The 19,335-nt window shown below is 58.5% G+C and carries 19 protein-coding genes and 1 riboswitch; of the genes, 8 read left to right on the top strand and 11 right to left on the bottom strand.

Annotation, left to right across the window (positions count from 1 at the left end; genetic code table 11):
* Positions 1-6 precede the first annotated feature (6 nt).
* From hemA to ACXWTF_RS04900, 7 genes are all read right to left on the bottom strand, one after another.
* Positions 7-1,251 (bottom strand): glutamyl-tRNA reductase, encoded by a 1,245-nt coding sequence (gene hemA, locus ACXWTF_RS04930; RefSeq protein ID WP_461713894.1) that lies wholly within the window; start codon positions 1,249-1,251, stop codon positions 7-9.
* Positions 1,251-2,141 carry a polyprenyl synthetase family protein gene (locus ACXWTF_RS04925; protein WP_461713893.1) on the bottom strand — a complete coding sequence of 297 codons (891 nt, stop codon included), beginning with the start codon at positions 2,139-2,141 and terminating at the stop codon, positions 1,251-1,253. The genes hemA and ACXWTF_RS04925 overlap by 1 nt, the downstream gene beginning before the upstream one ends.
* A gap of 15 nt (positions 2,142-2,156) precedes the next feature.
* The gene (locus ACXWTF_RS04920; protein WP_416768813.1) at positions 2,157-2,444 is read right to left on the bottom strand and encodes a DUF2018 family protein; all 288 of its coding nucleotides are present in this window, start codon (positions 2,442-2,444) and stop codon (positions 2,157-2,159) included.
* 191 nt (positions 2,445-2,635) lie between these two features.
* A riboswitch (cyclic di-GMP riboswitch) is annotated at positions 2,636-2,711 on the top strand.
* Between the two features lie 250 nt (positions 2,712-2,961).
* Positions 2,962-6,069 carry an efflux RND transporter permease subunit gene (locus ACXWTF_RS04915; RefSeq protein WP_461713892.1) on the bottom strand — a complete coding sequence of 1,036 codons (3,108 nt, stop codon included), beginning with the start codon at positions 6,067-6,069 and terminating at the stop codon, positions 2,962-2,964.
* Positions 6,066-6,359 carry a hypothetical protein gene (locus tag ACXWTF_RS04910; protein ID WP_461713891.1) on the bottom strand — a complete coding sequence of 98 codons (294 nt, stop codon included), beginning with the start codon at positions 6,357-6,359 and terminating at the stop codon, positions 6,066-6,068. Before ACXWTF_RS04910 ends, ACXWTF_RS04915 begins: the two co-directional genes overlap by 4 nt.
* The gene (gene rsmH / locus ACXWTF_RS04905) at positions 6,349-7,281 is read right to left on the bottom strand and encodes a 16S rRNA (cytosine(1402)-N(4))-methyltransferase RsmH (protein ID WP_461713890.1); all 933 of its coding nucleotides are present in this window, start codon (positions 7,279-7,281) and stop codon (positions 6,349-6,351) included. The genes ACXWTF_RS04910 and rsmH overlap by 11 nt, the downstream gene beginning before the upstream one ends.
* 3 nt (positions 7,282-7,284) lie before the next feature.
* Positions 7,285-8,172, bottom strand: a complete 888-nt coding sequence (locus ACXWTF_RS04900) for a LysR family transcriptional regulator (protein WP_461713889.1) — start codon at positions 8,170-8,172, stop codon at positions 7,285-7,287.
* A 176-nt stretch (positions 8,173-8,348) separates the two neighbouring features.
* Between ACXWTF_RS04900 and ACXWTF_RS04895 the strand changes: the two genes are divergently transcribed.
* The 3 genes from ACXWTF_RS04895 to ACXWTF_RS04885 all read left to right on the top strand — a co-directional run bounded on the left by ACXWTF_RS04895 (position 8,349) and on the right by ACXWTF_RS04885 (position 10,504).
* Positions 8,349-9,539 (top strand): molybdopterin-dependent oxidoreductase, encoded by a 1,191-nt coding sequence (locus ACXWTF_RS04895; RefSeq protein ID WP_461713888.1) that lies wholly within the window; start codon positions 8,349-8,351, stop codon positions 9,537-9,539.
* 11 nt (positions 9,540-9,550) lie between these two features.
* Positions 9,551-9,862, top strand: a complete 312-nt coding sequence (locus ACXWTF_RS04890; RefSeq protein WP_461713887.1) for a sulfite:cytochrome C oxidoreductase subunit B — start codon at positions 9,551-9,553, stop codon at positions 9,860-9,862.
* Between the two features lie 63 nt (positions 9,863-9,925).
* Positions 9,926-10,504: a class II aldolase and adducin N-terminal domain-containing protein gene (locus ACXWTF_RS04885; RefSeq protein WP_461713886.1), complete on the top strand. Its 579-nt coding sequence runs from the start codon at positions 9,926-9,928 to the stop codon at positions 10,502-10,504.
* Between the two features lie 2 nt (positions 10,505-10,506).
* On the opposite strand, the gene ACXWTF_RS04880 is transcribed toward ACXWTF_RS04885, so the two are convergent.
* Positions 10,507-11,802: an adenosylmethionine--8-amino-7-oxononanoate transaminase gene (locus ACXWTF_RS04880; RefSeq protein ID WP_461713885.1), complete on the bottom strand. Its 1,296-nt coding sequence runs from the start codon at positions 11,800-11,802 to the stop codon at positions 10,507-10,509.
* 165 nt (positions 11,803-11,967) lie between these two features.
* Here ACXWTF_RS04880 and ACXWTF_RS04875 point away from each other — a divergent pair, with 165 nt between their 5' ends.
* The 5 genes from ACXWTF_RS04875 to ACXWTF_RS04855 are packed head-to-tail and all read left to right on the top strand — an operon-like array spanning position 11,968 to position 16,661.
* Positions 11,968-13,431 carry a peptidylprolyl isomerase gene (locus ACXWTF_RS04875; RefSeq protein WP_461713884.1) on the top strand — a complete coding sequence of 488 codons (1,464 nt, stop codon included), beginning with the start codon at positions 11,968-11,970 and terminating at the stop codon, positions 13,429-13,431.
* Entirely contained in the window at positions 13,428-14,795 is a 1,368-nt protein-coding gene (gene ftsA / locus ACXWTF_RS04870) for a cell division protein FtsA (RefSeq protein ID WP_461713883.1), read from the top strand. The genes ACXWTF_RS04875 and ftsA overlap by 4 nt, the downstream gene beginning before the upstream one ends.
* A 14-nt stretch (positions 14,796-14,809) precedes the next feature.
* Positions 14,810-15,961, top strand: coding sequence for a cell division protein FtsZ (ftsZ, locus tag ACXWTF_RS04865; RefSeq protein WP_461713882.1), 1,152 nt, complete (start codon positions 14,810-14,812; stop codon positions 15,959-15,961).
* An 11-nt stretch (positions 15,962-15,972) separates the two neighbouring features.
* A complete protein-coding gene (locus ACXWTF_RS04860; protein ID WP_461713881.1) occupies positions 15,973-16,263 on the top strand; it encodes a J domain-containing protein in 291 nt (96 codons plus the stop codon).
* 8 nt (positions 16,264-16,271) lie between these two features.
* Positions 16,272-16,661, top strand: coding sequence for a DoxX family protein (locus tag ACXWTF_RS04855; RefSeq protein WP_461713880.1), 390 nt, complete (start codon positions 16,272-16,274; stop codon positions 16,659-16,661).
* A gap of 20 nt (positions 16,662-16,681) precedes the next feature.
* On the opposite strand, the gene ACXWTF_RS04850 is transcribed toward ACXWTF_RS04855, so the two are convergent.
* From ACXWTF_RS04850 to ACXWTF_RS04840, 3 genes are read right to left on the bottom strand one after another with little or no spacing between them, the layout of a single operon-like run.
* The gene (locus ACXWTF_RS04850) at positions 16,682-17,176 is read right to left on the bottom strand and encodes a DUF4149 domain-containing protein (RefSeq protein WP_461713879.1); all 495 of its coding nucleotides are present in this window, start codon (positions 17,174-17,176) and stop codon (positions 16,682-16,684) included.
* A complete protein-coding gene (prmC, locus tag ACXWTF_RS04845; RefSeq protein WP_461713878.1) occupies positions 17,173-18,009 on the bottom strand; it encodes a peptide chain release factor N(5)-glutamine methyltransferase in 837 nt (278 codons plus the stop codon). Before prmC ends, ACXWTF_RS04850 begins: the two co-directional genes overlap by 4 nt.
* The gene (locus tag ACXWTF_RS04840; protein ID WP_461713877.1) at positions 18,009-19,292 is read right to left on the bottom strand and encodes a M48 family metallopeptidase; all 1,284 of its coding nucleotides are present in this window, start codon (positions 19,290-19,292) and stop codon (positions 18,009-18,011) included. Before ACXWTF_RS04840 ends, prmC begins: the two co-directional genes overlap by 1 nt.
* Between the last annotated feature and the right edge of the window lie 43 nt (positions 19,293-19,335).

The raw sequence follows: 19,335 nt of genomic DNA, 5'->3' as shown, positions 1-19,335 counted from the left end.
TGTCGGTTACTCCTCACTCATGTCTAAAATAAATGCCATCGAATCGATCATGGCGTCGATGTCGCCTTCGTCAGCTGCTTTGCGCAGCTGCTGTACCTGCGGGTGCAGGAATCGCTTGATCGCCTGCAGGGCCATCTTCTGCGCCTGCGCTTCATACGCCTCGGGCACATACCCCTTGCCGACAACGCGGGCCGCTTCCGTCGCGGCCGCCGTGTCGGCACGGCGGTAGAGCTCCTTGATCAGCGGTTCGATGTTGAGCGATTTGAGCCAGGCGTAGAACTCCGCCGTATAACGCCCGACGATGGCGAAGGAGGCCTTGGCCTCCTCTTCGCGCAGCATGATATTCTCGTCGACCGTGTTTTTCAGGTCGTCCACCCGGTGTACCGTCACCATCGCATGGTCAATCTCGCCGATATCCCGCGGGACCGCCATGTCGAACCAGTGGCACTCCCGCTCTTTTTTCAGGCCGACCTTCCCGTCGATAATGGGGTCTTCCGCGCTCGTGGCCGTAAAGATCATGTCGTACTCGCCCAGGACATCTTTGAGGCGCGTAAAGGGGACAAGCGTCCCTTGCACCTCTTCGGCCAGCGCTTCGACCTTCGCCATCGTGCGGTTCATCAGGCTGACCTCGGCCCCATGGTTTTTCAGGGTGCGCGCGGCGATGACGGACATCTCCCCCGACCCGATCACCAGCGCCCGCTTGCCCGAGAGCGTCCCGAAAGCGCGGCGCGCAGCCGCCACGGCGACACTGGCCACGGAGACGGGTTTGGAAGAGATATCGGTCTGGTTGCGCACCTCGGCCGCGCACTTGAAAGCGTAGTTGACCGCGCGGGTCAGTTTGTCGCCGCAATGTCCCCGCTCCAGGGCAAAACGGTAGGCGTCTTTGAGCTGGCCGGCGATCTGGGTCTCGCCGACAATGAGCGAATCAAGGGAACTGGCGACACTGAAGAGGTGGTGGATCGCCCCCTGGTCTTCAAAGAGTTCCGCCCGACCCTCCAGCTCGTTAAGACTGATGCCCGAGTGCTCATGCAGCAGCATAAAGAGGTGCTTGGCAGCTTCGCCGGGATTGTTGCAGCTGCTGATCAGTTCGATACGGTTACAGGTGGAGAGAACGAATGCCTCGTTCAGGTAGGGGGCTTCAAGGGTCCGGGCGAGAAAGGTCTCCTTGGCAGCATCATCGTTAAACGCCAGCTTGTCCCGGATGGGGAGCGTTGTATTCTTATGCGTAAAACTGAGGATAAGATAGTGCATCAGAACGTTCTTTGCATCATGGATTCCAAGACTGCCTCGAGGGCCGCGTCACCGCGGATGGCATCCCTGGCCTCGTCACTGAGCGCACGGGCCCGGGCGTAGGCGGCTTTAACCGCCCCGCTGCTCTCCAGCCCCGCTTGGAGCCAGCGGGTCTCCTCCGCCGTCGCGCTTTTGCCGTGCAGGGCGAGGAGGCGTTCGCGCGCCTCACCGTCGAGCGTGCGGTAGAGGTGGATATACGGCAGGGTGCATTTGCCTTCGACGTAGTCGTTCATCGCCGGTTTGCCCAGTGTCGCTTCATCGGAAACGATGTCGAGGATATCGTCGATGATCTGGAAGGCGACGCCGAGGTTCTTGCCGTAGAGCGCGTACGCCTCGGCGTCTTTGCCGGCCAGCATCGCCGCACTCTTCGCGGCCGCCTCGATCAGGACCCCCGTTTTGAGATAGAGCATCTGCAGATAGCGCGCTTCATCCTCATTGAATGATTTCGCCATCTGCACATCCATCATCTCGCCGACCGAGAGCGACGTAACGGCATCCGCGACCGTCTTGGCGATCCGGGCGTCGAACTGCGTCAGTTCGCTGAACGCCTTGGAGTAGAGGATATCGCCGAGCATCACCGCCTGTTTGCTCCCCTCGGTCGCATTGACCGATGGGGTGCCGCGGCGCAGCTGCGCCTCGTCGATGACATCGTCATGCAGGAGGCTGGCGGCATGGATCAGTTCGATCACCGCGGCCAGCGTCACGGAAGCGTCGTTCTCCCCCGCGATCATCATGATCAGGCGGGCACGGAGGCGCTTGCCGCCGGACAGTGTTTCAAAAAGCCCGGTCGCGTACGGGTATCCCACCGCTGCGACCATCTCCTGCATTCTGCGCGCTACCGCTTCGACCATCTCGGCGCCTTCCCCCTATTCGCTTTGACTGAGGACGTTGCCCATCGACTCGATATAGAGTTCCTTCGCCATGGCATTGACGGCATCCGCTTCTTCGAACTGAAGCTGTTTGATCGTGCGGTCGATCGTCGCGTCGTCCATGGTCTGGCCGAGCAGTTTCTCCATTGCCGCCAGGCGCTCGATGAGGCGCTGGAGCTCCCCTTCGGCGACGGAACGGTTGGCGTTGAAGATTACGTCCATGAATTTACTGCGGGGTGAACCGCCGAAGATATCGCCTTCGTCTTCAAAAAGTGCTTCGTACATCTTGTGTTACCTTGAAAATAATTCGTGATTATACCCCTTTTGGGCTTAAGTGCATCTCCTCAACTCATAATCACCGTCCGGACTTTGCCCATCGCTACTTTACGATCCGATAAAAAAATAAAGCTAGAAAAAAATCAAATTTTAATGGAACTGTAAGGTGTAACTTATAACAATCTGTTGTTGCTTAATTATGTAGATAATGCCAAACTCGTTGCGAAACGGGGACGGAAAGCCTACGGGTCTCACTGAGACGGCCGGGTTGCCTAAACATAAACTAAGGTCTTCTACTCCTCGAGTGTCTTGCACACGCTCTACTAATTAGCACACAGTTCTCGGTTCAACATAAGGTGACGGTACACTCCTTACTACTCAACCTGATGCCATCATGCGGGCATTGACGTCTGTGCGGACGGCAGGTCTGTCATGATTTTGAGTGTCCGTTTTAATCACAGGGAGGGAAGTGTCGGCTTCCCTCCCTACCGCACTTCCTTTTCTCCTCTCATTTCAAAGCACGTCGCTACCGTTTGATACGGTAGATGACGGCATACAGCAGCGGTACATAGAACAAGTTCAGTACCGTTGCCCATAAAATCCCATACCCCAGTGACACCGCCATCGGCTGCAGGATCTGTGCCTGACCGGAAGCGAAGAAGATCAGCGTCATCAACCCGAGTACCGTCGTGATCGACGTCATCAGGATCGGGCGCAGGCGGGTCCGTGCCCGCTGCATCAGCGCCTCGCTGTCCCGGGCCTGCCGTATAAAGCTTACCATGATCAGGCCGTCGTTCACGACGACCCCCGCCAGCCCCACGGCCCCGATCAGGCTCGGCATCGTGATGGAGAGCCCCATCAACCAGTGGCCGACATAGACCCCGACGAGGACCAGGGGGATCGTGCTGAGGACGATCAGGGCCAGTACCAACGAATCAAAGAGCCAGACGAGGGTTATGAAGATCAGGAAGATCGCGACGGCCGCCGCCTGGGACATCTCCCGCTGCGTCTTGGCGTTCTCCTTCTCCTCCCCCTTGATCTCGATATGGAACCCCTCATTTTTAAGGCGATCCAGCGTCGGTGCGATCGCCGTCATCACCTCCGACGATGTCCGGATATCCTTGTCCAAAGACGCATAGACGCTGCGGATACGCGCACCGTCCTCTTTTTCGATCGTCACGTATGCCTGCGTATAGATGAAGTCGGCGACGTCGCGCAGGGCCACGGTCTGGGTACTGTTCGGGAGTTGGATGCGGAAGCTCTCCAGGCTCTCGGGGTCATCTTTCTGCACGCTCTCGATGCGGATGCGCACCAGGCCGCTGGCGCTGAACATCTTGCCGTATTCGCCTTTGAGGTAGTGGGCGCGCAGCTGGCGGCTGATGTCCGCCTCGCTCAGGCCCAGGTCGTAGCCGTAGTCGTTGATGCGCAGCTTCAGCTCCCGCTCCCCGAGGTCGGCATCATCCGAAATATTATAGACCCCGGTCACTTCGGCCAGGGCCGCTTCCAGCACTTTTACTCCCTTGGCCAGCTCCGTGTCGTCCTTGCCCTCGAGCGCGAGCTCGATATCGTGCGCGACGACGCCCGTTCCCGGCACGGTGACGTTGAAGTTTTCGAATGTTTTCGTCCCGTCCGCTTCGCTGCTTTGGGCAAGCGGTTCGAGCCACCGCTTCACGTCCTCGCTGATCCGTTTGGCGTCGCGTTGGCGTTTGAGCACCTCGGCGTTGTATTCGATGGAGAAGATGGGGTTGATGTAGCGGTTGTACCAGTTATCGGGGGCCCGTTCATGCAGGTCGATGAAGACCTGGAAGAGGTTTTCGCCGATCTCCGCCTTGTTCTTCGCATCCAGGCGCATCCCTATGACAGACGTCACCGAGGAGTACTCCTCCGGGTCCAGCTTCTCCAGCAGCATCCGCTCGATCATCGCGACCCGCTCCTCCGTGTCTTCAAGCTCGTTGTTGATATTGACCTTCCCCGTCACGTAGACCTGGGTGACGTCAAAGGGCGGGAAGAGCTGAAAACGGCTCTGCGACACCATCACCGCCGTGAGCGCCGCGATGGCGCCGACGATCAGGAAGAGAGAGCGCTTGCGGTGGCGGAAAAGGAGGTGCAGCGTTTTGTCGTACCAGCGGTAGAGGTGTTCCCAGATACCGTGGCTGACATGGCTCTCCCGGCGCAGGCGCAGCAGTTCGTGCGCATGCAGCGGCAGGAAGAAGAAGGCTTCGAAGAGGGAACTAATCAGCAAAATGGTGATCATCACCGGCAGGATCTTGATAAAGGTCCCCATCTCCCCGGTGATGAGCAGCATCGGCAAAAAAGCGAAGACCGTCGTCAGCGTCGCCGTCAGTACCGCGGGGAACATCTCCACCGCCCCCTGGATCGCAGCCTCCCTCCGCGGCATCCCCTCTTCCATATGGCGGTAGATATTCTCCGCCACGACGATCGCTTCATCCACAAGCATCCCCAGGGCGATCAGGGCACCGAGCAGGGAGAGCATGTTGAGCGAATAGCCGATCATCTCCGTCGCGATCAGCCCGATCATGAAACTCATCGGGATCCCCATCGCCACCACGAGCGCGATACCGCGGTTGACGAAGATGAGCATGGCGGCAAAAACGAGAATCAGCCCGACGATGATGTTGGAAACGACGGTATTGAGACGGTTCTTGATCCAGACGGAGGTGTCGGTGTAGACCGCGAACTGCAGATCCGGGTAACGTGCTTCGAATCCCTTGAGGGTTTCGCGGATCTGCTTGGCCAGGGCGATGGCGTTGCCCGATTTTGACTTGGTGATGTTGACGGAGACGTTGCGCACCCCGTTGTAGTGCGACAGCTCCGTCGCGTCGCCCAGTTCGAAGGTGGCCGTGGCGATCTGGCCGATTTTCACCCGTTTTCCGCCGACGCCGATGACCGTGTTTTCGATCGCCGTTTCATCCTTTTCGCCGTTGTAGGTGCTGATGTAGAGGTGCTCGCCCCGCCGCTTGACGGTGCCGACGGGAAAAATGGAGCTGAGGTTCTGCAGCGCCGCGACCACGGCGTCGGTGGAGAGGCCGTAGGCATCCAGCTTGTCCGGGTCGATGCGGAAGACGAGTTCGTCGTCGGAATCGCCGCGGATCGTAATGTCGCTGAGTTCCTTGTAGCGCGACAGCGCGCTTTTGAGCTCGTCGGCGCGCGCAAGGAGTTCGGTCATCGGTGCCTCACCTGCGATGGCCACCAGTACCAGCGGGATCGTCTCTTCATGGATCTGCGCGATGGGTTCGTTCATGTCCGAAGGGAGGTCCCGCTTCGTCTGGGCGATGATATCCTTGACGTCGTTGAGCACGGTGATGTTCTCCGACCCCGGCTTGATGTCCGCGGTAATGGTGAAGGCGCCGTTTTTGATCGTCGTCGTCACCGTCTCCAGCTCGCTGATATTGCCCAGTTCGTCCTCGATGGTGGTGACGACCATCTTATCGAGGACATCCGCGCTCGCCCCGGCGTAGCCGCCGCTGATCGTGATCTTGTCCATCTGGATCGGCGGGAAGATCTCTTTGGGAATGTTGAGGTAGGCGAAAACGGAGAGGAGCAGCACAAAGAGCAGCAGCATGTGGTTGAGCAGCGGCTTGTTCAGCGCAAACTCGATCAGGCGTGCGATCACGGCTGCTCCTCGGCAAAGAGGGTGTCAAGTACCTGGTTTTTGAACTTCAGCGCCTCCACCCGACGCTTGATGACGAGGTTCTCCTCTTTGAGGGTCTCATACTCGCGCTGCATCGTCGCGATGTCGCGGCTCTTGTAGTAGATGCTGTTTTGGAGGTAGATCTTCGGGAAGAGCAGCATCCAGGCGATCCCGAAGACCATCAGCATGCTGAGCAGAAAACGCAGGCCTATTCCCTTGCGGGTGACAATGGCGCTGCCGGTCTCTTCCAGAAGGTTGGCTTTATCGTCCATGGCAGTTCATCTCAAACAACCGCAGTTTCGCACTGCGGCTGCGGGGATTCTCTTTGAGTTCGTCCGCCTGTGCCGTAATCGGTTTTTTCGGCCGGGGACGCCCGATGGCGTGGTCGTTGCCGCAGGTACAGCGCATCGCGTCGCTGGGGCAGATGCAGTTGCGGCTCCACTGCGCGAACCGCTGTTTGACAATGCGGTCTTCGAGGGAGTGGAACGCAATGATTCCGATAACCGCGTCGGGGAAGCAGGCGCGTTCGCAGACGTCGAGCAGGCGGTTCAGCTCCCCCAGTTCGTCGTTCACCTCGATGCGGATCGCCTGCATCACCAGTGTCGCCGGGTGGATCTTCTTGCCGCGGGGGGCATAGGGGCGGACCGCCTCGGCGAGCGCTTTGGCGGAGGTAAAGGGGCGCTGCGAAGCGATCACCTGCGCGATCTTGCGCGCGTTGGGGACCTCGCCGTAGTCGCGCAGGATGCGCTCGAGTTCCGCCTCGGCGTAGCTGTTGACGACGGTCGCGGCATCCAGCGGCGCCGAGGGGTCCATCCGCATATCGAGCGTCTCGCTCTCAAAGGAGAAACCGCGGTCCTTCTCATCCAGCTGCAGCGAAGAGACGCCGATATCCGCAAGCACTCCCCGGATCTGCTCCGCGCCGTAATCCCGCACGATGGTCTCCAGCACGGCGGAAAAACGCCCCTTACGGATCTCGACACGCTCCCCGAAGGGGGCGAGCCGTTCCGTGGAGAAACGGATCGCCGTCTCGTCCTGATCGATGCCGACGAGGCGAAGGTTCGGGTTCGCTTCGAGCAGCAGGCTGCTGTGCCCGCCGTACCCCATGGTACAGTCGACGACAATGCCCGCTTCGCACCCGGAAAAAGCTTCGGTAACTTCACGGTAGAGTACCGGGATATGGGGGATATTCTGCATGCGCTATTGTAGCCCGATGGAACTTAAGAGGTACTCCTGGAAATGGGTCTGCAGCGGCAGCAGCGTCTGCTGGCTGCGGGAGATCATCGTAAAGTCGCGCTCGAAGTGGTGCGCCTTGATCGCGATCTCGAAGAGGTGCCCCTCTTCAAGCTCCCTTCTGACGGAGATGCGCGGCAGAACGCTGAGGTAATCGGGCTTGGCCAGCAGGAAGTTCTTGATCGACTCGATATGCTCCAGCTCCATCACCATATTGAGCTCCTGGTCGACGGGGCTGATGGCGTTGAGGAAGACGGCCCGGGTCCCCGACCCTTTTTCACGCATGATCCACGGCCGCGATGCCAGCTGGTCGATGAACCACGGCCCCCGCTCCGCCAGCGTCCTGTCACTTGTGAGCACGACCAGCTCGTCGCGCATCAGCACCCGGCTCTCGACCTCTTCGAGGATCCCCTCCCCCTCGATAAAGCCGATGTCCACCTCCCCGGAGGTGACTTTGCGGATGACGTCGGCGGTGTTGGCGCTTTTGAGGGAGATGGTAACGTGTTCGTTCTGCTCCATATAGTTGCAGACCAGCGTCGGAATGAAATACTCCGCAATCGTCACGCTGGCCGCCAGGCGCAGCTCGCCGCGCAGCGAATCGCTGCGCATCTGGTCGTAGAGGGCATGCAGGGCATCAACGTGCGGCTGGGCGCTGCGCATCAGCATCGCCCCCCGCCCATTGAGCACCAGCCGTTTGCCGATCCGCTCGAAAAGCGGGCCGTCGAGCAGCCGCTCGAGCTCCTTGATCGCCATCGAGACCGCCGACTGGCTCAGGCCGAACTTCTTGGCCGTGTCGATGATCTTCTCGCTCCGCCCCAGATCGAGGAAAAGTTCCAGCTGTTTCAACGTATACATTTCGCCTCCTCCTGTACCTGAAAGCCCCTCTCTTCGGGGCTGAACGGCATCCATTAAGAACAGTTTTATTGCACATTATATCATTTTGGTTTTATTTTTCTTAACCATATCTTTTTGATAAAATACGGACATAATTTTTATCAAACGATTTTATATCGTCTCAAGGTCCTCAAATCATGAAACGCAGATCTTTCCTTAAAGGCGCGCTGGCCGGTGCCGGCGTGACCGCGCTGGGCCCCGAAGCCTTCGCCGCGGGCCAGCCCGTCGATAACCGCAAAATCTCCTCCATTCCGTTCCCGCAGAAACGGCCGATGATCACCTACTCCGACCGCCCGCCGCTGCTCGAATCGCCGCGCTATGTCTTTGCCCACCCGGTCACGCCGAACGACATGTTCTTTGTCCGCTGGCACATGCCGGACATCCCGACGCACATCGACCTCGACACCTTCCGCATCAAGGTCAACGGCCTCGTCGAGCGCGAGCTCTCCCTCTCCGTCGACCAGCTCAAAAACGAGTACGAGCCGGTCGAAGTCTATGCCGTCCTGCAGTGCGGCGGCAACAGCCGCTCCGCGTTCAAGCCGACTGCCGGCGGTATCCAGTGGGGCAGCGGCGCCATGGGCTGTGCCCGCTGGAAAGGTGTGCGTCTGCGCGACATCCTTGAGCGTGCAGGCCTGAAGAAAGAGGCGGAATGGGTCGGGTTCAACGGCTCCGAAACGGCTGCCTACTACGAAACGCCGAACTTCGTCCGTGAACTGCACCTCGAAGAGATCGGTGACCACGTCATCGTTGCCTATGAGATGAACGGCGAGGACCTGCCGTACCTTAACGGCTACCCGGTGCGCCTCGTCATCCCGGGCACCTACTCCGACAGCTGGGTCAAAATGCTGAGCAACCTGACCGTCACCAGCGACTACCAGCACCTCTTCTTTATGGACAAAGCGTACCGCATCCCGGACAACGACTGCGAATGCCAGAAGCCGGGTGAACACGTTCCGACCAAACCGATCACGAAGATGAACGTCAAGTCCTTCATCGGCTACCCGACCAACGGCGATACGCTCTATCACAACTCCTACACCACCATCCGCGGGGTTGCCTTCGATTACGGTGCGGGCATCAAGGCCGTCATGCTCTCCTTCGACGACGGCAAAACGTGGCAGGAGGCGACGCTGGGCGACGACCTCGGCCGCTACGCCTTCCGCGCCTTCACCTACGACTTCAAACCGAAGAAGTACGGCAAGCAAACCATCATGGCCAAGGCGATCAACCGCGCCGGCGAAGCGCAGCCGCTTGCCAAAGATATCAAGTGGAACCACGGCGGTTACAAATTTAACGGGATCGACGTCGTTACCGTCGAAGTAGTCTAAGGAGAGCCTCTATGAAAAAAACAATCTTTGCCGCCCTGCTGAGCCTGGGTGCCCTTAATCTCCACGCCGTCCTGAACGAGGATGTCGAAGTCCCTTATGTCCCGTTTGAGATCAAAATGGGCAAGCACTTCGACCTGGTCCAGGCCAACTGTCTGACCTGCCACTCTTTCGGCTATATCCTGAACCAGGGCAAACAGTCCCGCAGCTTCTGGAAAGAGAAAGTCGACAAGATGGTTGTCGCGTTCAAAGCGCCCATCACCGAAGAGGACCGGGCCCTCATCACCGACTATCTTGCCGAGCAGTACGGCAACGGCCAGCCGTAAGGCCGGCCCCCACCCCCTTCTTCTTCACACAAAAATTCACCTATCTTCCGTTACAATAGCGCTATGAACAAACAGCATCTCAAAGAACAGCTCGTCTCTTTTTCCCTCTCGATGTTCCGCAAAGAGTTCTTCAGCATCTACCACGGCAGCGTCTCCGCCAAATCCGACAACAGCCGTTTCATCATCAATACGAAAGACACCATTTTCGACCATATGAATGAGCAGCAGCTGATCGAGCTCTATTTCCAGAAAGATTACCGCTGGAACGAGGCCAGTATCGACGCGGCCATCCACCACAATATCTACCGCCAGATCAGCGATGCCAAATTCATCACCTTCTCAATGCCGCCCAATACGATGGCCTACAGCCTGCTCCACGATGTGATCGAACCGAAAGACTATTTCGGGATCAAGGAGATGCCCCGTGTCGAGGTGTACGATCCCCGTTCCTTCGACCAGTGGTACGAGCGTGCCTCCACGGAGATCCCCAAACGGCTGCTCAACTCCGACCTGGAACTGGTCGTCATCCGCGGCTACGGCATCTACGCCTATAACCGTGACCTGCATGAGATGGCCAAACAGCTGGCCGTGCTGGAGAAGAGCTGCCGGATCCTGATGCTCCGGCAGAGTATGCTCTCCTAAAATCAGAGTGACGTGATCGCCTCGTAAGCCGTGTCCATGACGTAGGCCAGCTCCTCTTCTTTAATAATGTAGGGGGGCATGAAGTAGACGACGGGGCCCAGCGGCCGCAGGAGTACCCCCCGCTCCAGTGCGAAGTCGAACACCTTCAGCCCGATACGCTCCTCGGGGGCGTACCCCTCCAGCTCCACCGCCACGACCATACCGGTCTGCCGTACCGATTTCACGTTCGGCAGAGTTTCAAAACGTTTGAGCCCCTCTGCCATCAATGCCGAGAGTTTCCGGTTGGCTTCGATCACGTTGTCGCGTTCAAAAATATCCAGCGTCGCATTGGCTGCGGCACAGGCAAGGGCGTTCCCCGTATAACTGTGCGAATGCAAAAATGCCTTATAAAGATTGTAATCGCAGTAAAACGCTTCGTAGATCTTATCGGTTGTCATCGTAACGGAAAGCGGCAGATAACCACCGGTCAACCCCTTCGAGAGGGTCATCAGATCCGGGGTAATCCCCGCCTGTTCGCAGGCGAACATCGTCCCGGTTCGCCCGAATCCCGTCATAATTTCATCGGCAATCAACATAATGTCATATTGATCGCAAAGTTTCCGAGCCTCTTTCAGGTAGCGCGGATGGTACATATGCATGTTCCCCGCCCCCTGGATCAGCGGCTCGACGATCAGGGCTGCGACCTCATGCGCACGGGCCTTGAGCAGGGTCTCTAGCTCGGCGGCCGCGACCAGCGCCGCCGCTTCGCTCTGGTCCGCCGGGACCGGCGTCTGGATCGTCTGCAGCAGCAGCGGTCCGTAGGTCTCTTTGTAGAGCGCCACGTCGCCCACCGAGAGCGCCCCGATCGTCTCGCCGTGGTAACTGTTGGTCAGGGAGATGAACAAGGGGCGCTCTTTTCCGATATTCTTATAATAGTGATAGGCCATCTTCAGGGCGACTTCGATAGCGCTCGAGCCGTTGTCAGCGTAAAAACAGCGCGTTAGCCCCTCCGGCGTCATCGCCGCCAGGCGTTCGGAGAGACGGACAATGGGCTCATGGGTAAATCCCGCCAAAATAACGTGCTCTAACGTTTCGGCCTGGGTTTTGACCGCCGAGGAGATGCGCGGGTTCGCATGACCGAAAAGATTGACCCACCAGCTGCTCACCGCATCGATATAGCGGTGGCCTTCAAAATCCTCGAGGTAGATGCCGTCGCCTTTTTTGATCGGCGTGAGCGGCAGGAATTCATGATCTTTCATCTGGGTACACGGATGCCAGATATGGCGCAGGTCCCTCTCGGAAATTTCGCGGTTGTTCATCTTCTACCCTCCAAAAGTTGAATTTTGAAAATCTTATCGAAAATAATTGAACTCTCAGTGAAAAAACGTTCGGGAAACAGGGACTTTAAGGCAATTCTTAAGCTTTAAACTAATAAAATTGACAACTACGACGCAAGAAGGCAAACGACACAGATGATTACATGGATGCAACGACACCGAAAATACCTCGTCATTACGATCTGGATCTCCACGATCGCGTTTATCGGCGCGGGATTCGTCGGATGGGGGCAGTACAGCTACGGCGATAAATCGGGGGCCGTCGCGAAAGTCGGTGACGTCAGTATCACCAGCCGGGAACTCCAGAAAACCTACGCACAGCTTTTCAACCGCTACAGCCAGATCTTCCAGGGCAAATTTGACGAGGAGCAGGCCAAGAAGCTCGGCCTGGACAAACAGGCGTTACAGCAGCTGGTCAACCAGGCCCTGCTGGTCAACCTCGCTAACAGCTATAACCTTGAAACGACCGACAAAGAGGTGGCCGCGGTCCTGCAGTCCCAAGAGGCCTTCATCGAGAACGGCGTCTTCAGCAAGGAGCTCTACCAGAAGGTCCTCAAACAGAACCGTTTGACGCCGGTTGATTACGAAGCGGACATCCGCCGCGCACTGCTGATCCAGAAACTCTTTGCCCTCTTCCCTGCCCAGGCAAACGGCATCGAAAGATCAGCCTTCGAGACCGCCATGGGCATCGCGGACAAATTCGAGTACAAAGTCCTCAGCGGCGAGATGGTCAACATCGACACCTCCGATGCGGCCCTCAAAACTTTTTGGGAAGCCCACAAACTCGACTACATGACACCGAGGGCGTTCAAGATCGCCTACATCACCCAGGACGCCGTGGAAGCCGGTGCCGGGGATGAGGAGCTGCAGAGCTACTACGATGCGCACAAGTACGACTTCATCGGCCCGGACGGAAAGATCCTCGCCTTTGACAGCGCCAAAAGCGCCGTGGTCGCCGCCGTCAACGACAAGGCCACCAACAAAGAGGCCCTGAAGACCTACATCGCCTACAAGAAAGAGAAGCTTGACGCCGACGTGAAGATCGTCGAGGCGACCGTCCGTGAAGGCGACGGCACCTTCAGCGCGGAGACGATGCAGGCCATCGCTGCCGCCGATGCAACCAGTCCCTACCTGAAACCGAAAAAGGAGCAGGGGAAATACCTGATCATCAAGCGCCTGGAGACCATCGAACCGATGCCCAAAAGCTTCGAAGCGGCGAAAGCGGATCTGCTTGCCGCCTACAGCCGCCAGGTGCGTGCCGAGAAGCTGATGGAACTGGCATCCTCCTCCCTGAAATCCTTCCGCGGTACGACCACGGGGGGCTACCTCAAACGCGATGCGACCTCCGGCGTCGAGGGACTGGATGAACAAGAGACGCAGGCCCTGCTGACCAGCCTCTTCCGTTCCGCCAAAGCCGAAAACATGGCGCAGCTCCCTTCAGGCAAGATCGTGCTCTACCGCATTCTCGACCAGCAGATCGATGCCGTCGCCGATGCGAATGCGGATCAGGCGGTCGCACAGACGAAAGAGAGCCTCTTCAGCCAGGCGCTGATCGCCGCCCTTTCAGAGCGCTATGAAACACAAATCTTCCTTCAAGGATTCGGGCAGTGAAAAAAAGCGTCCTCGCGATCGATATCGGCTCCAGCAAGATCTGCGCCATCATCGCGGAGATCTCCCCTGAGGGAGCGATTCAGATCTCGGGGGCCGGCATTGCCCGTTCCCAGGGGATCAAGAAAGGCTCCATCACCAACATCGAGCTCGCGTCCAAGGCGATCAAGGGTGCGCTTTCCGACGCCAAACGCGTCGCCGGGACCGAGATCAAACGGGCGGTCGTTTCCATCTCCGGCGCCTACACCAAAAGCCTGAACTCCAGCGGGATCGTCAACATCCCCAACCGGGAGATCACCTTCAAAGAGATCAGCCGCGTAATGCACACGTCGCTGTACAACGCCAATATCCCCAACGAGTACGAAGTGCTGCATACCCTGCCGTACAACTTCATCGTCGACGACCAGGACTTCATCGAGGACCCGCTGGGAATGAACGCGTCACGCCTCGAGGTCGAGACCCATATCATCACGACACAGAAGTCCAACCTCAACAACCTCAAGAAAGCCGTCCGCGGTGCAGGCGTCGATGTGGACACCGTCGTGCTCAACGGCTACGCATCCGCCATCGCCGTACTCAACGAGGATGAAAAAGAGCTCGGTGCGGCCGTGATCGACATGGGCGGGCACACCTGCGATACCGTGATCCATTCCGGGACCGCCATCCGCTACAATGATTTCCTCGGCGTCGGATCGCACCACATCACCAGCGACCTCTCCATGGCGCTGCACACGCCGCTCAACGTCGCCGAAAGTGTCAAGATCAAGTACGGCTCGCTCAGTACGCCGAGCGACGATCTGATCGAGCTGCCCATTATCGGCGATGAGGAGTCCACGCACGAAGTCTCTCTCGGCGTCGTACACAACGTCATCTATGCCAGGGTCGAAGAGACCCTGATGATTCTCGCCCAGTCCATCGACAAGAGCGGGCTCAAAGATCAGCTGGGGGCCGGGGTCGTCCTGACGGGCGGCTTTACCAGACTCGACGGCCTCCGTGATCTTGCCGTTGCCATTTTCGACAACGTCCCGGTCCGTCTCGCCAAGCCGAGCAACGTCGAGGGGCTTTTTGACGCCCTCAAGGAACCGGCGACGGCAACGGCGGTCGGGCTCGTCAAGTATGCGGCGGGGGGCTATGCGCCTTACGAAATCGACGTGAACCGCCAGGTACGTTACCGCAACGAAGAGCCGTTGGAAAAACCTGATCTGACGGAACCTTCCGTTCAGGAGCCGGTAGAGGAAGAGATTCCGCTGCCGCCCTCCGAGGAAGCCGGCACGATCAGGATCAAATCCTTCGACACGAAGAAGAGCGCAGACAAAGCTGCCGGCTTCGGCAGCAAGTTTTGGAACTGGATTACACAGTTATTTTAACAGGGGAGTGATAGATGGGATCTGACAATATGTTCAAAATCGAAGAGACGACGGCCAATAACGGTGCGCGTATCGTTGCCATTGGGGTCGGCGGCGGCGGCGGAAATATGATCGGTCATATGATCAATGAAGGGGTCGACGGCATCGAGATGGTCGTCGCCAATACCGATGCACAGGTGCTTCAGACCTCCTTTGCCCCGGTCAAAATCCAGATGGGCAGCCGTCTGACGAAGGGGCTCGGTGCCGGCATGAAGCCAAGCGTCGGGAAAGACTCCGCCATCGAGAACTACGACGATATCCGCAGCGCCATCGAAGGTGCCGATATCGTCTTTATCGCTGCCGGCCTCGGCGGCGGTACCGGAACCGGTGCAGCGCCGGTCATTGCCCAGATCGCCCGTGACGTCGGTGCGCTGACGATCTCCGTCGTCACGAAGCCCTTCGCTTTCGAGGGGCGCAAACGCCTCAAACTAGCCGATCAGGGCCTGGCGGAACTGAAAAAAGAGAGTGATTCCATCGTCGTCATCCCCAATGACAAACTGCTCTCCATCATCGACAAGAACCTGGGCCTCAAAGAGTCCTTCAAGATCGTCGATGCCGTCCTGGCCCAGGCGGTCAGCGGGACATCCGGTGTCATCCTCTCCTCGGGCGACAATGACATCAACCTCGACTTCGCGGACCTCAAGACCGTCATGTGCCATCACGGCATGGCGCTAATGGGTGTCGGCGAACACCAGGGTGAAAATGCCGCCTATGAAGCGATCCGCGCCGCGATCGAATCGCCGCTGCTCGACAACATGAGCATCAACGGCGCGATGGGCGTCCTTGTGCACTTTACGATGCACCCCGACTTCCCGATGGTCTCCATCGGTGAGGCGATGGGTGTCGTCGAGGAGAGCGCGGATGAAAATGCCGACGTCATCTTCGGTACCACGACGGACGCCACCCTCGCGATCGACTACATCAAGATCACCCTCGTTGCCACGGGTTTCGACCACGAGGAAGCGCCGAAAAAAGCGCCTTCCATCAATAACGACTCCTATGACGCTCCGGCGCAGGAAACGCCTGCCGCAGGGCGTACCGTGACACGTCCCCGCATGGTCGTCGGCGGTGATCTCAGCGATGATTACCTCGACGTACCGACCTATATGCGCCAGCAGAAAGACTGACGCATTCTCTGATGCCCCCCTATGAAAGCGTGCTGAAGGCCAAGACCCTGCTCGGCCTTCATGACAAGGCGACCCTCCCCGAAATCAAGACCCGGTACAAGAACCTGATGCACCGCTGGCACCCGGACAAACACCCGGATGATCCCGAAACCGCTAACAGCATGAGTGCCCGGATCAATGACGCCTACAAAACACTGCTCGAATTTATCAAACATTACGAATACCGCCTGGATGAACCCTACCTCAAAGAGACCTGCCTCACGCCCCATGAGTGGTGGGAACGGAAATTCGGCGGACGCTAAGGAGCCCCATGTTCAGAAACGACGACCTCGCACGGCTGCTGCTGCGCCTCTCTATCGGCACCCTGATGCTCTTTCACGGTGTCCACAAACTGCTGCACGGGATCGCTCCTATCCAGGGCATGCTGCACGCACACGGGCTGCCGGGCTGGTTCGGTTACGGCGTTTTTGTCGGCGAGGTGATCGCCCCTGTCATGATCATTCTGGGATTCTATGCGCGGATCGGTGCGGCGTTGATGGCCGTGAATATGATGCTGGCCGTTGCCCTGCTCGGCGGGCTCTTCCCGCTGCAGCTTACCAAGACCGGCGGTCCGGTCAGCGAGATGGCACTGCTCTATCTTTTTGCGGCGCTGGCCCTCTTCTTTTCCGGGCCCGGGAAATATAGTATCAACCGCTCTTAGCGGAGCGGCGTTCCTCTACCTTAAACCTTGCCGGCAGACGGCAGAAACATCAGCTGCATCCGCCGCACAAACAGTACGATCAGTGCGACAGCCAGCAGTTTGAAATCGAATTCACTGGCACTGTGCAGCGACGCGAAGGCTTCGGTCGCCGTCGCATCCGCCCCCTCCGCCTGCATCGCCAGGATCATCGGGACATAGACCGCCGCGAACATCAGCAGGGTCGCGACCCCGAGCAACGCGCTCATGATGGCCCACTTGTCGCGGCGCTGGCGGCGGTACTCGTTGCCTTCGAACACCAGCATGATCACGGCCATCACATAGGCCCAGTAGCTGAATCGGCGGAAGATCTCGCCCATCAGCATCCCCTCTTCATAGCGGCTCAGAAGGTCCGTCGGCAGAATGGAGACGGAGTGGAAGATCACGGGGGCGACGACGATGCCCAGAATCAAAACCGCCCCCAGCGTGGCGGCTACAGTGAGAAGATAGAGCGTAACGCTCCACTGTTTGGTATTCATATTTCATCCTTTCTTGTCATGATGAACCCGCGGTCAAGTCCCGCAAGGTCCTTGTAAAATGCAACGCCGTACCCCTCCGGCACGATCGCCGAGACCGCCTCGCGCTGATCGTAGCCCATTTCGCAACAGAACAGCGGGATCTTCCGGGTGGCAACGGCATCGATGAGGCGGACGATAATGTCCATTCCCGTGACACCGCCAAAGAGCGCCAGGTCCGGTTCATAATCGAGGTTGCGTTCCAGTGCCGCATCTACGGCGACATAGGGCGGGTTGGAGACCAGGACGTCTATCTCCTCCGGAACGTTCGCGAGCAGGTCGCTCTGCCGCAGCTCGATCCGTTCGTCGAGGCCGAAGTCCGTCACGTTCTTGGCCGCAACCCCCAGGGCATCCGCGCTGATATCGACCCCGATCATCCTGGCCTGTTCCAGATGCAGCGCCAGGGTCACGCTGACCGCGCCGCTTCCGACGCCAACCTCACAGAGCGTAAACGTGCTGTCACGCTCCACCGCCTCAAGGACATGATCGATCAGGAGTTCCGTCTCCGGCCGCGGGATCAGAGCCCCCGGGGCGATATAGAAGAGTTGCGAATAGAAGCTGACGCGGTTGAAGATGTATTCAAGGGGTTCGTGGGCCTTGCGCCGTTTCACCCACCCCCAGAGACGCTCGTCGCAATCCACCGGCGCATCCTGGTGGGTAATCAGCCAGAGGCCGTCACGCCCCAGATACTCCATCAGCATCCGCTCCGCCTCCCGCCGCGGACGTTCGGCACTCACGGCGATCTCGGCGGCGATCCGATCCAGGCACTCCCGCAGCGGCCGTGCGTGTACTTCCATCAGTATCGCGCCCCTTCATCATCGAGTTCACGCTCGACGCTGTCCGCGTCGCAATGGGAGCGCATCGCCCCTTTGCCGCTGCCCTGCTCCTCGAAGCCCAGGGCCCGAAGGCGTTCGATCACCGGCGGATGGGTATAGTAAAAGAAGATATAGAGCGGATGCGAAAGGGGGAAAGCGCGGTTCTCCGTCACCAGCTTGCGCAGGGCGTTGGCCAGGTAGAGCTTGCCGACAAGCTCCCCGCCGCTGCGGTCCGCTTCATACTCGTTACGGCGGCTGATCACTCCCATCAGCGGCATGATAAAGAAACTGACCAGCGGCATAAAGAGCATGAAAAGTATCACCGTCACTGCCGGCGTATTCCCGACCCCGAGCTGCTCGAAAAGCGATGCGGGCAGGTTGCCGAAAAGGGCGAGCATACCGAAGAGCATTCCCCCGACGACAGCGATGTTCTTGTAGAGGTCGCCGTGGGCGAAATGGCCCAGTTCGTGCCCCAGTACCGCGAGGAGTTCACGCGCGTCGAGCTTTTCGAGCAGCGTGTCGTAGAGCACGACGCGCTTGCTCTTGCCCAGGCCGCCGAAGTAAGCGTTAAGGCGGGTGTCGCGTTTGCTTGCATCACTGACGAAAACCCCGCTGCTGACAAAGCCCGTCTTCTGCATCAGGGTATCGATCTCCCCGGCCAGTTCCGCATCCTCGAGCGGCGTCAGCTTGTCGAAGAAGAGCGCGCGCAGCGTCGGAAAGAGCATATTGAGCGCGACGACGACGGCGAAGAGGAAGAGGAAGCTCCAGAACCACCACAGCGCCGTCGATGCGATGATCGCCGTCACGCCCCAGATGACCGCGCCGCCGAGCAGCGCCACCAGCAGCAGCGTGATCAGCGTGTCTTTAACATAGAGACCGACGCTGGTGCGGTTGAAACCGAACTTCGCATCGAGGACAAACTTCTCATAAAGCGACAGCGGCAGTTCCACCAGGGTATTGATCAGCAAAAAAGCCAGGACCATGACGATGCTTTTGAAAGGCTCGTCCATCCCGCCCATGACCGACTCCAGCCAGCGGATCCCGCCGTCAAGCCAGACAATGAACATGATGTACTCGATCATCATTCCTGTCATCTGCAGCTTCTCTTTGGCTACGGCGTAGTTGCCGGCCTTGAGATAATCCGCACTGCCCATCAGGACCGGGGCCATCCGCTTGGCGCGGTTGATAAACCCGACCTGCATGACGCTGATATAGAGTTTGGCAATAAAGTAGAAGCTGATCATAACCATCAATGCAGTAACCATGGAAAAACCTTATGAAAATGTGTCGGTAATTGTAGCATCGCGA

The organism is Thiomicrolovo sp. ZZH C-3, assembly GCF_054862725.1.
The sequence above is the reverse complement of the archived record's forward strand: the minus strand, read 5'-3'. Positions and strand labels throughout refer to the sequence as shown.

What these genes read in the sequence shown, in the direction of transcription:
- hemA (WP_461713894.1), bottom strand. Translation starts at nt 1,251, where the DNA reads ATGCACTATCTTATCCTCAGTTTTACGCATAAGAATACAACGCTCCCC.
- ACXWTF_RS04925 (WP_461713893.1), bottom strand. Translation starts at nt 2,141, where the DNA reads ATGGTCGAAGCGGTAGCGCGCAGAATGCAGGAGATGGTCGCAGCGGTG.
- ACXWTF_RS04920 (WP_416768813.1), bottom strand. Translation starts at nt 2,444, where the DNA reads ATGTACGAAGCACTTTTTGAAGACGAAGGCGATATCTTCGGCGGTTCA.
- ACXWTF_RS04910 (WP_461713891.1), bottom strand. Translation starts at nt 6,359, where the DNA reads ATGGACGATAAAGCCAACCTTCTGGAAGAGACCGGCAGCGCCATTGTC.
- rsmH (WP_461713890.1), bottom strand. Translation starts at nt 7,281, where the DNA reads ATGCAGAATATCCCCCATATCCCGGTACTCTACCGTGAAGTTACCGAA.
- ACXWTF_RS04900 (WP_461713889.1), bottom strand. Translation starts at nt 8,172, where the DNA reads ATGTATACGTTGAAACAGCTGGAACTTTTCCTCGATCTGGGGCGGAGC.
- ACXWTF_RS04895 (WP_461713888.1), top strand. Translation starts at nt 8,349, where the DNA reads ATGAAACGCAGATCTTTCCTTAAAGGCGCGCTGGCCGGTGCCGGCGTG.
- ACXWTF_RS04890 (WP_461713887.1), top strand. Translation starts at nt 9,551, where the DNA reads ATGAAAAAAACAATCTTTGCCGCCCTGCTGAGCCTGGGTGCCCTTAAT.
- ACXWTF_RS04885 (WP_461713886.1), top strand. Translation starts at nt 9,926, where the DNA reads ATGAACAAACAGCATCTCAAAGAACAGCTCGTCTCTTTTTCCCTCTCG.
- ACXWTF_RS04880 (WP_461713885.1), bottom strand. Translation starts at nt 11,802, where the DNA reads ATGAACAACCGCGAAATTTCCGAGAGGGACCTGCGCCATATCTGGCAT.
- ACXWTF_RS04875 (WP_461713884.1), top strand. Translation starts at nt 11,968, where the DNA reads ATGCAACGACACCGAAAATACCTCGTCATTACGATCTGGATCTCCACG.
- ftsZ (WP_461713882.1), top strand. Translation starts at nt 14,810, where the DNA reads ATGGGATCTGACAATATGTTCAAAATCGAAGAGACGACGGCCAATAAC.
- ACXWTF_RS04860 (WP_461713881.1), top strand. Translation starts at nt 15,973, where the DNA reads ATGCCCCCCTATGAAAGCGTGCTGAAGGCCAAGACCCTGCTCGGCCTT.
- ACXWTF_RS04855 (WP_461713880.1), top strand. Translation starts at nt 16,272, where the DNA reads ATGTTCAGAAACGACGACCTCGCACGGCTGCTGCTGCGCCTCTCTATC.
- ACXWTF_RS04850 (WP_461713879.1), bottom strand. Translation starts at nt 17,176, where the DNA reads ATGAATACCAAACAGTGGAGCGTTACGCTCTATCTTCTCACTGTAGCC.
- prmC (WP_461713878.1), bottom strand. Translation starts at nt 18,009, where the DNA reads ATGGAAGTACACGCACGGCCGCTGCGGGAGTGCCTGGATCGGATCGCC.
- ACXWTF_RS04840 (WP_461713877.1), bottom strand. Translation starts at nt 19,292, where the DNA reads ATGGTTACTGCATTGATGGTTATGATCAGCTTCTACTTTATTGCCAAA.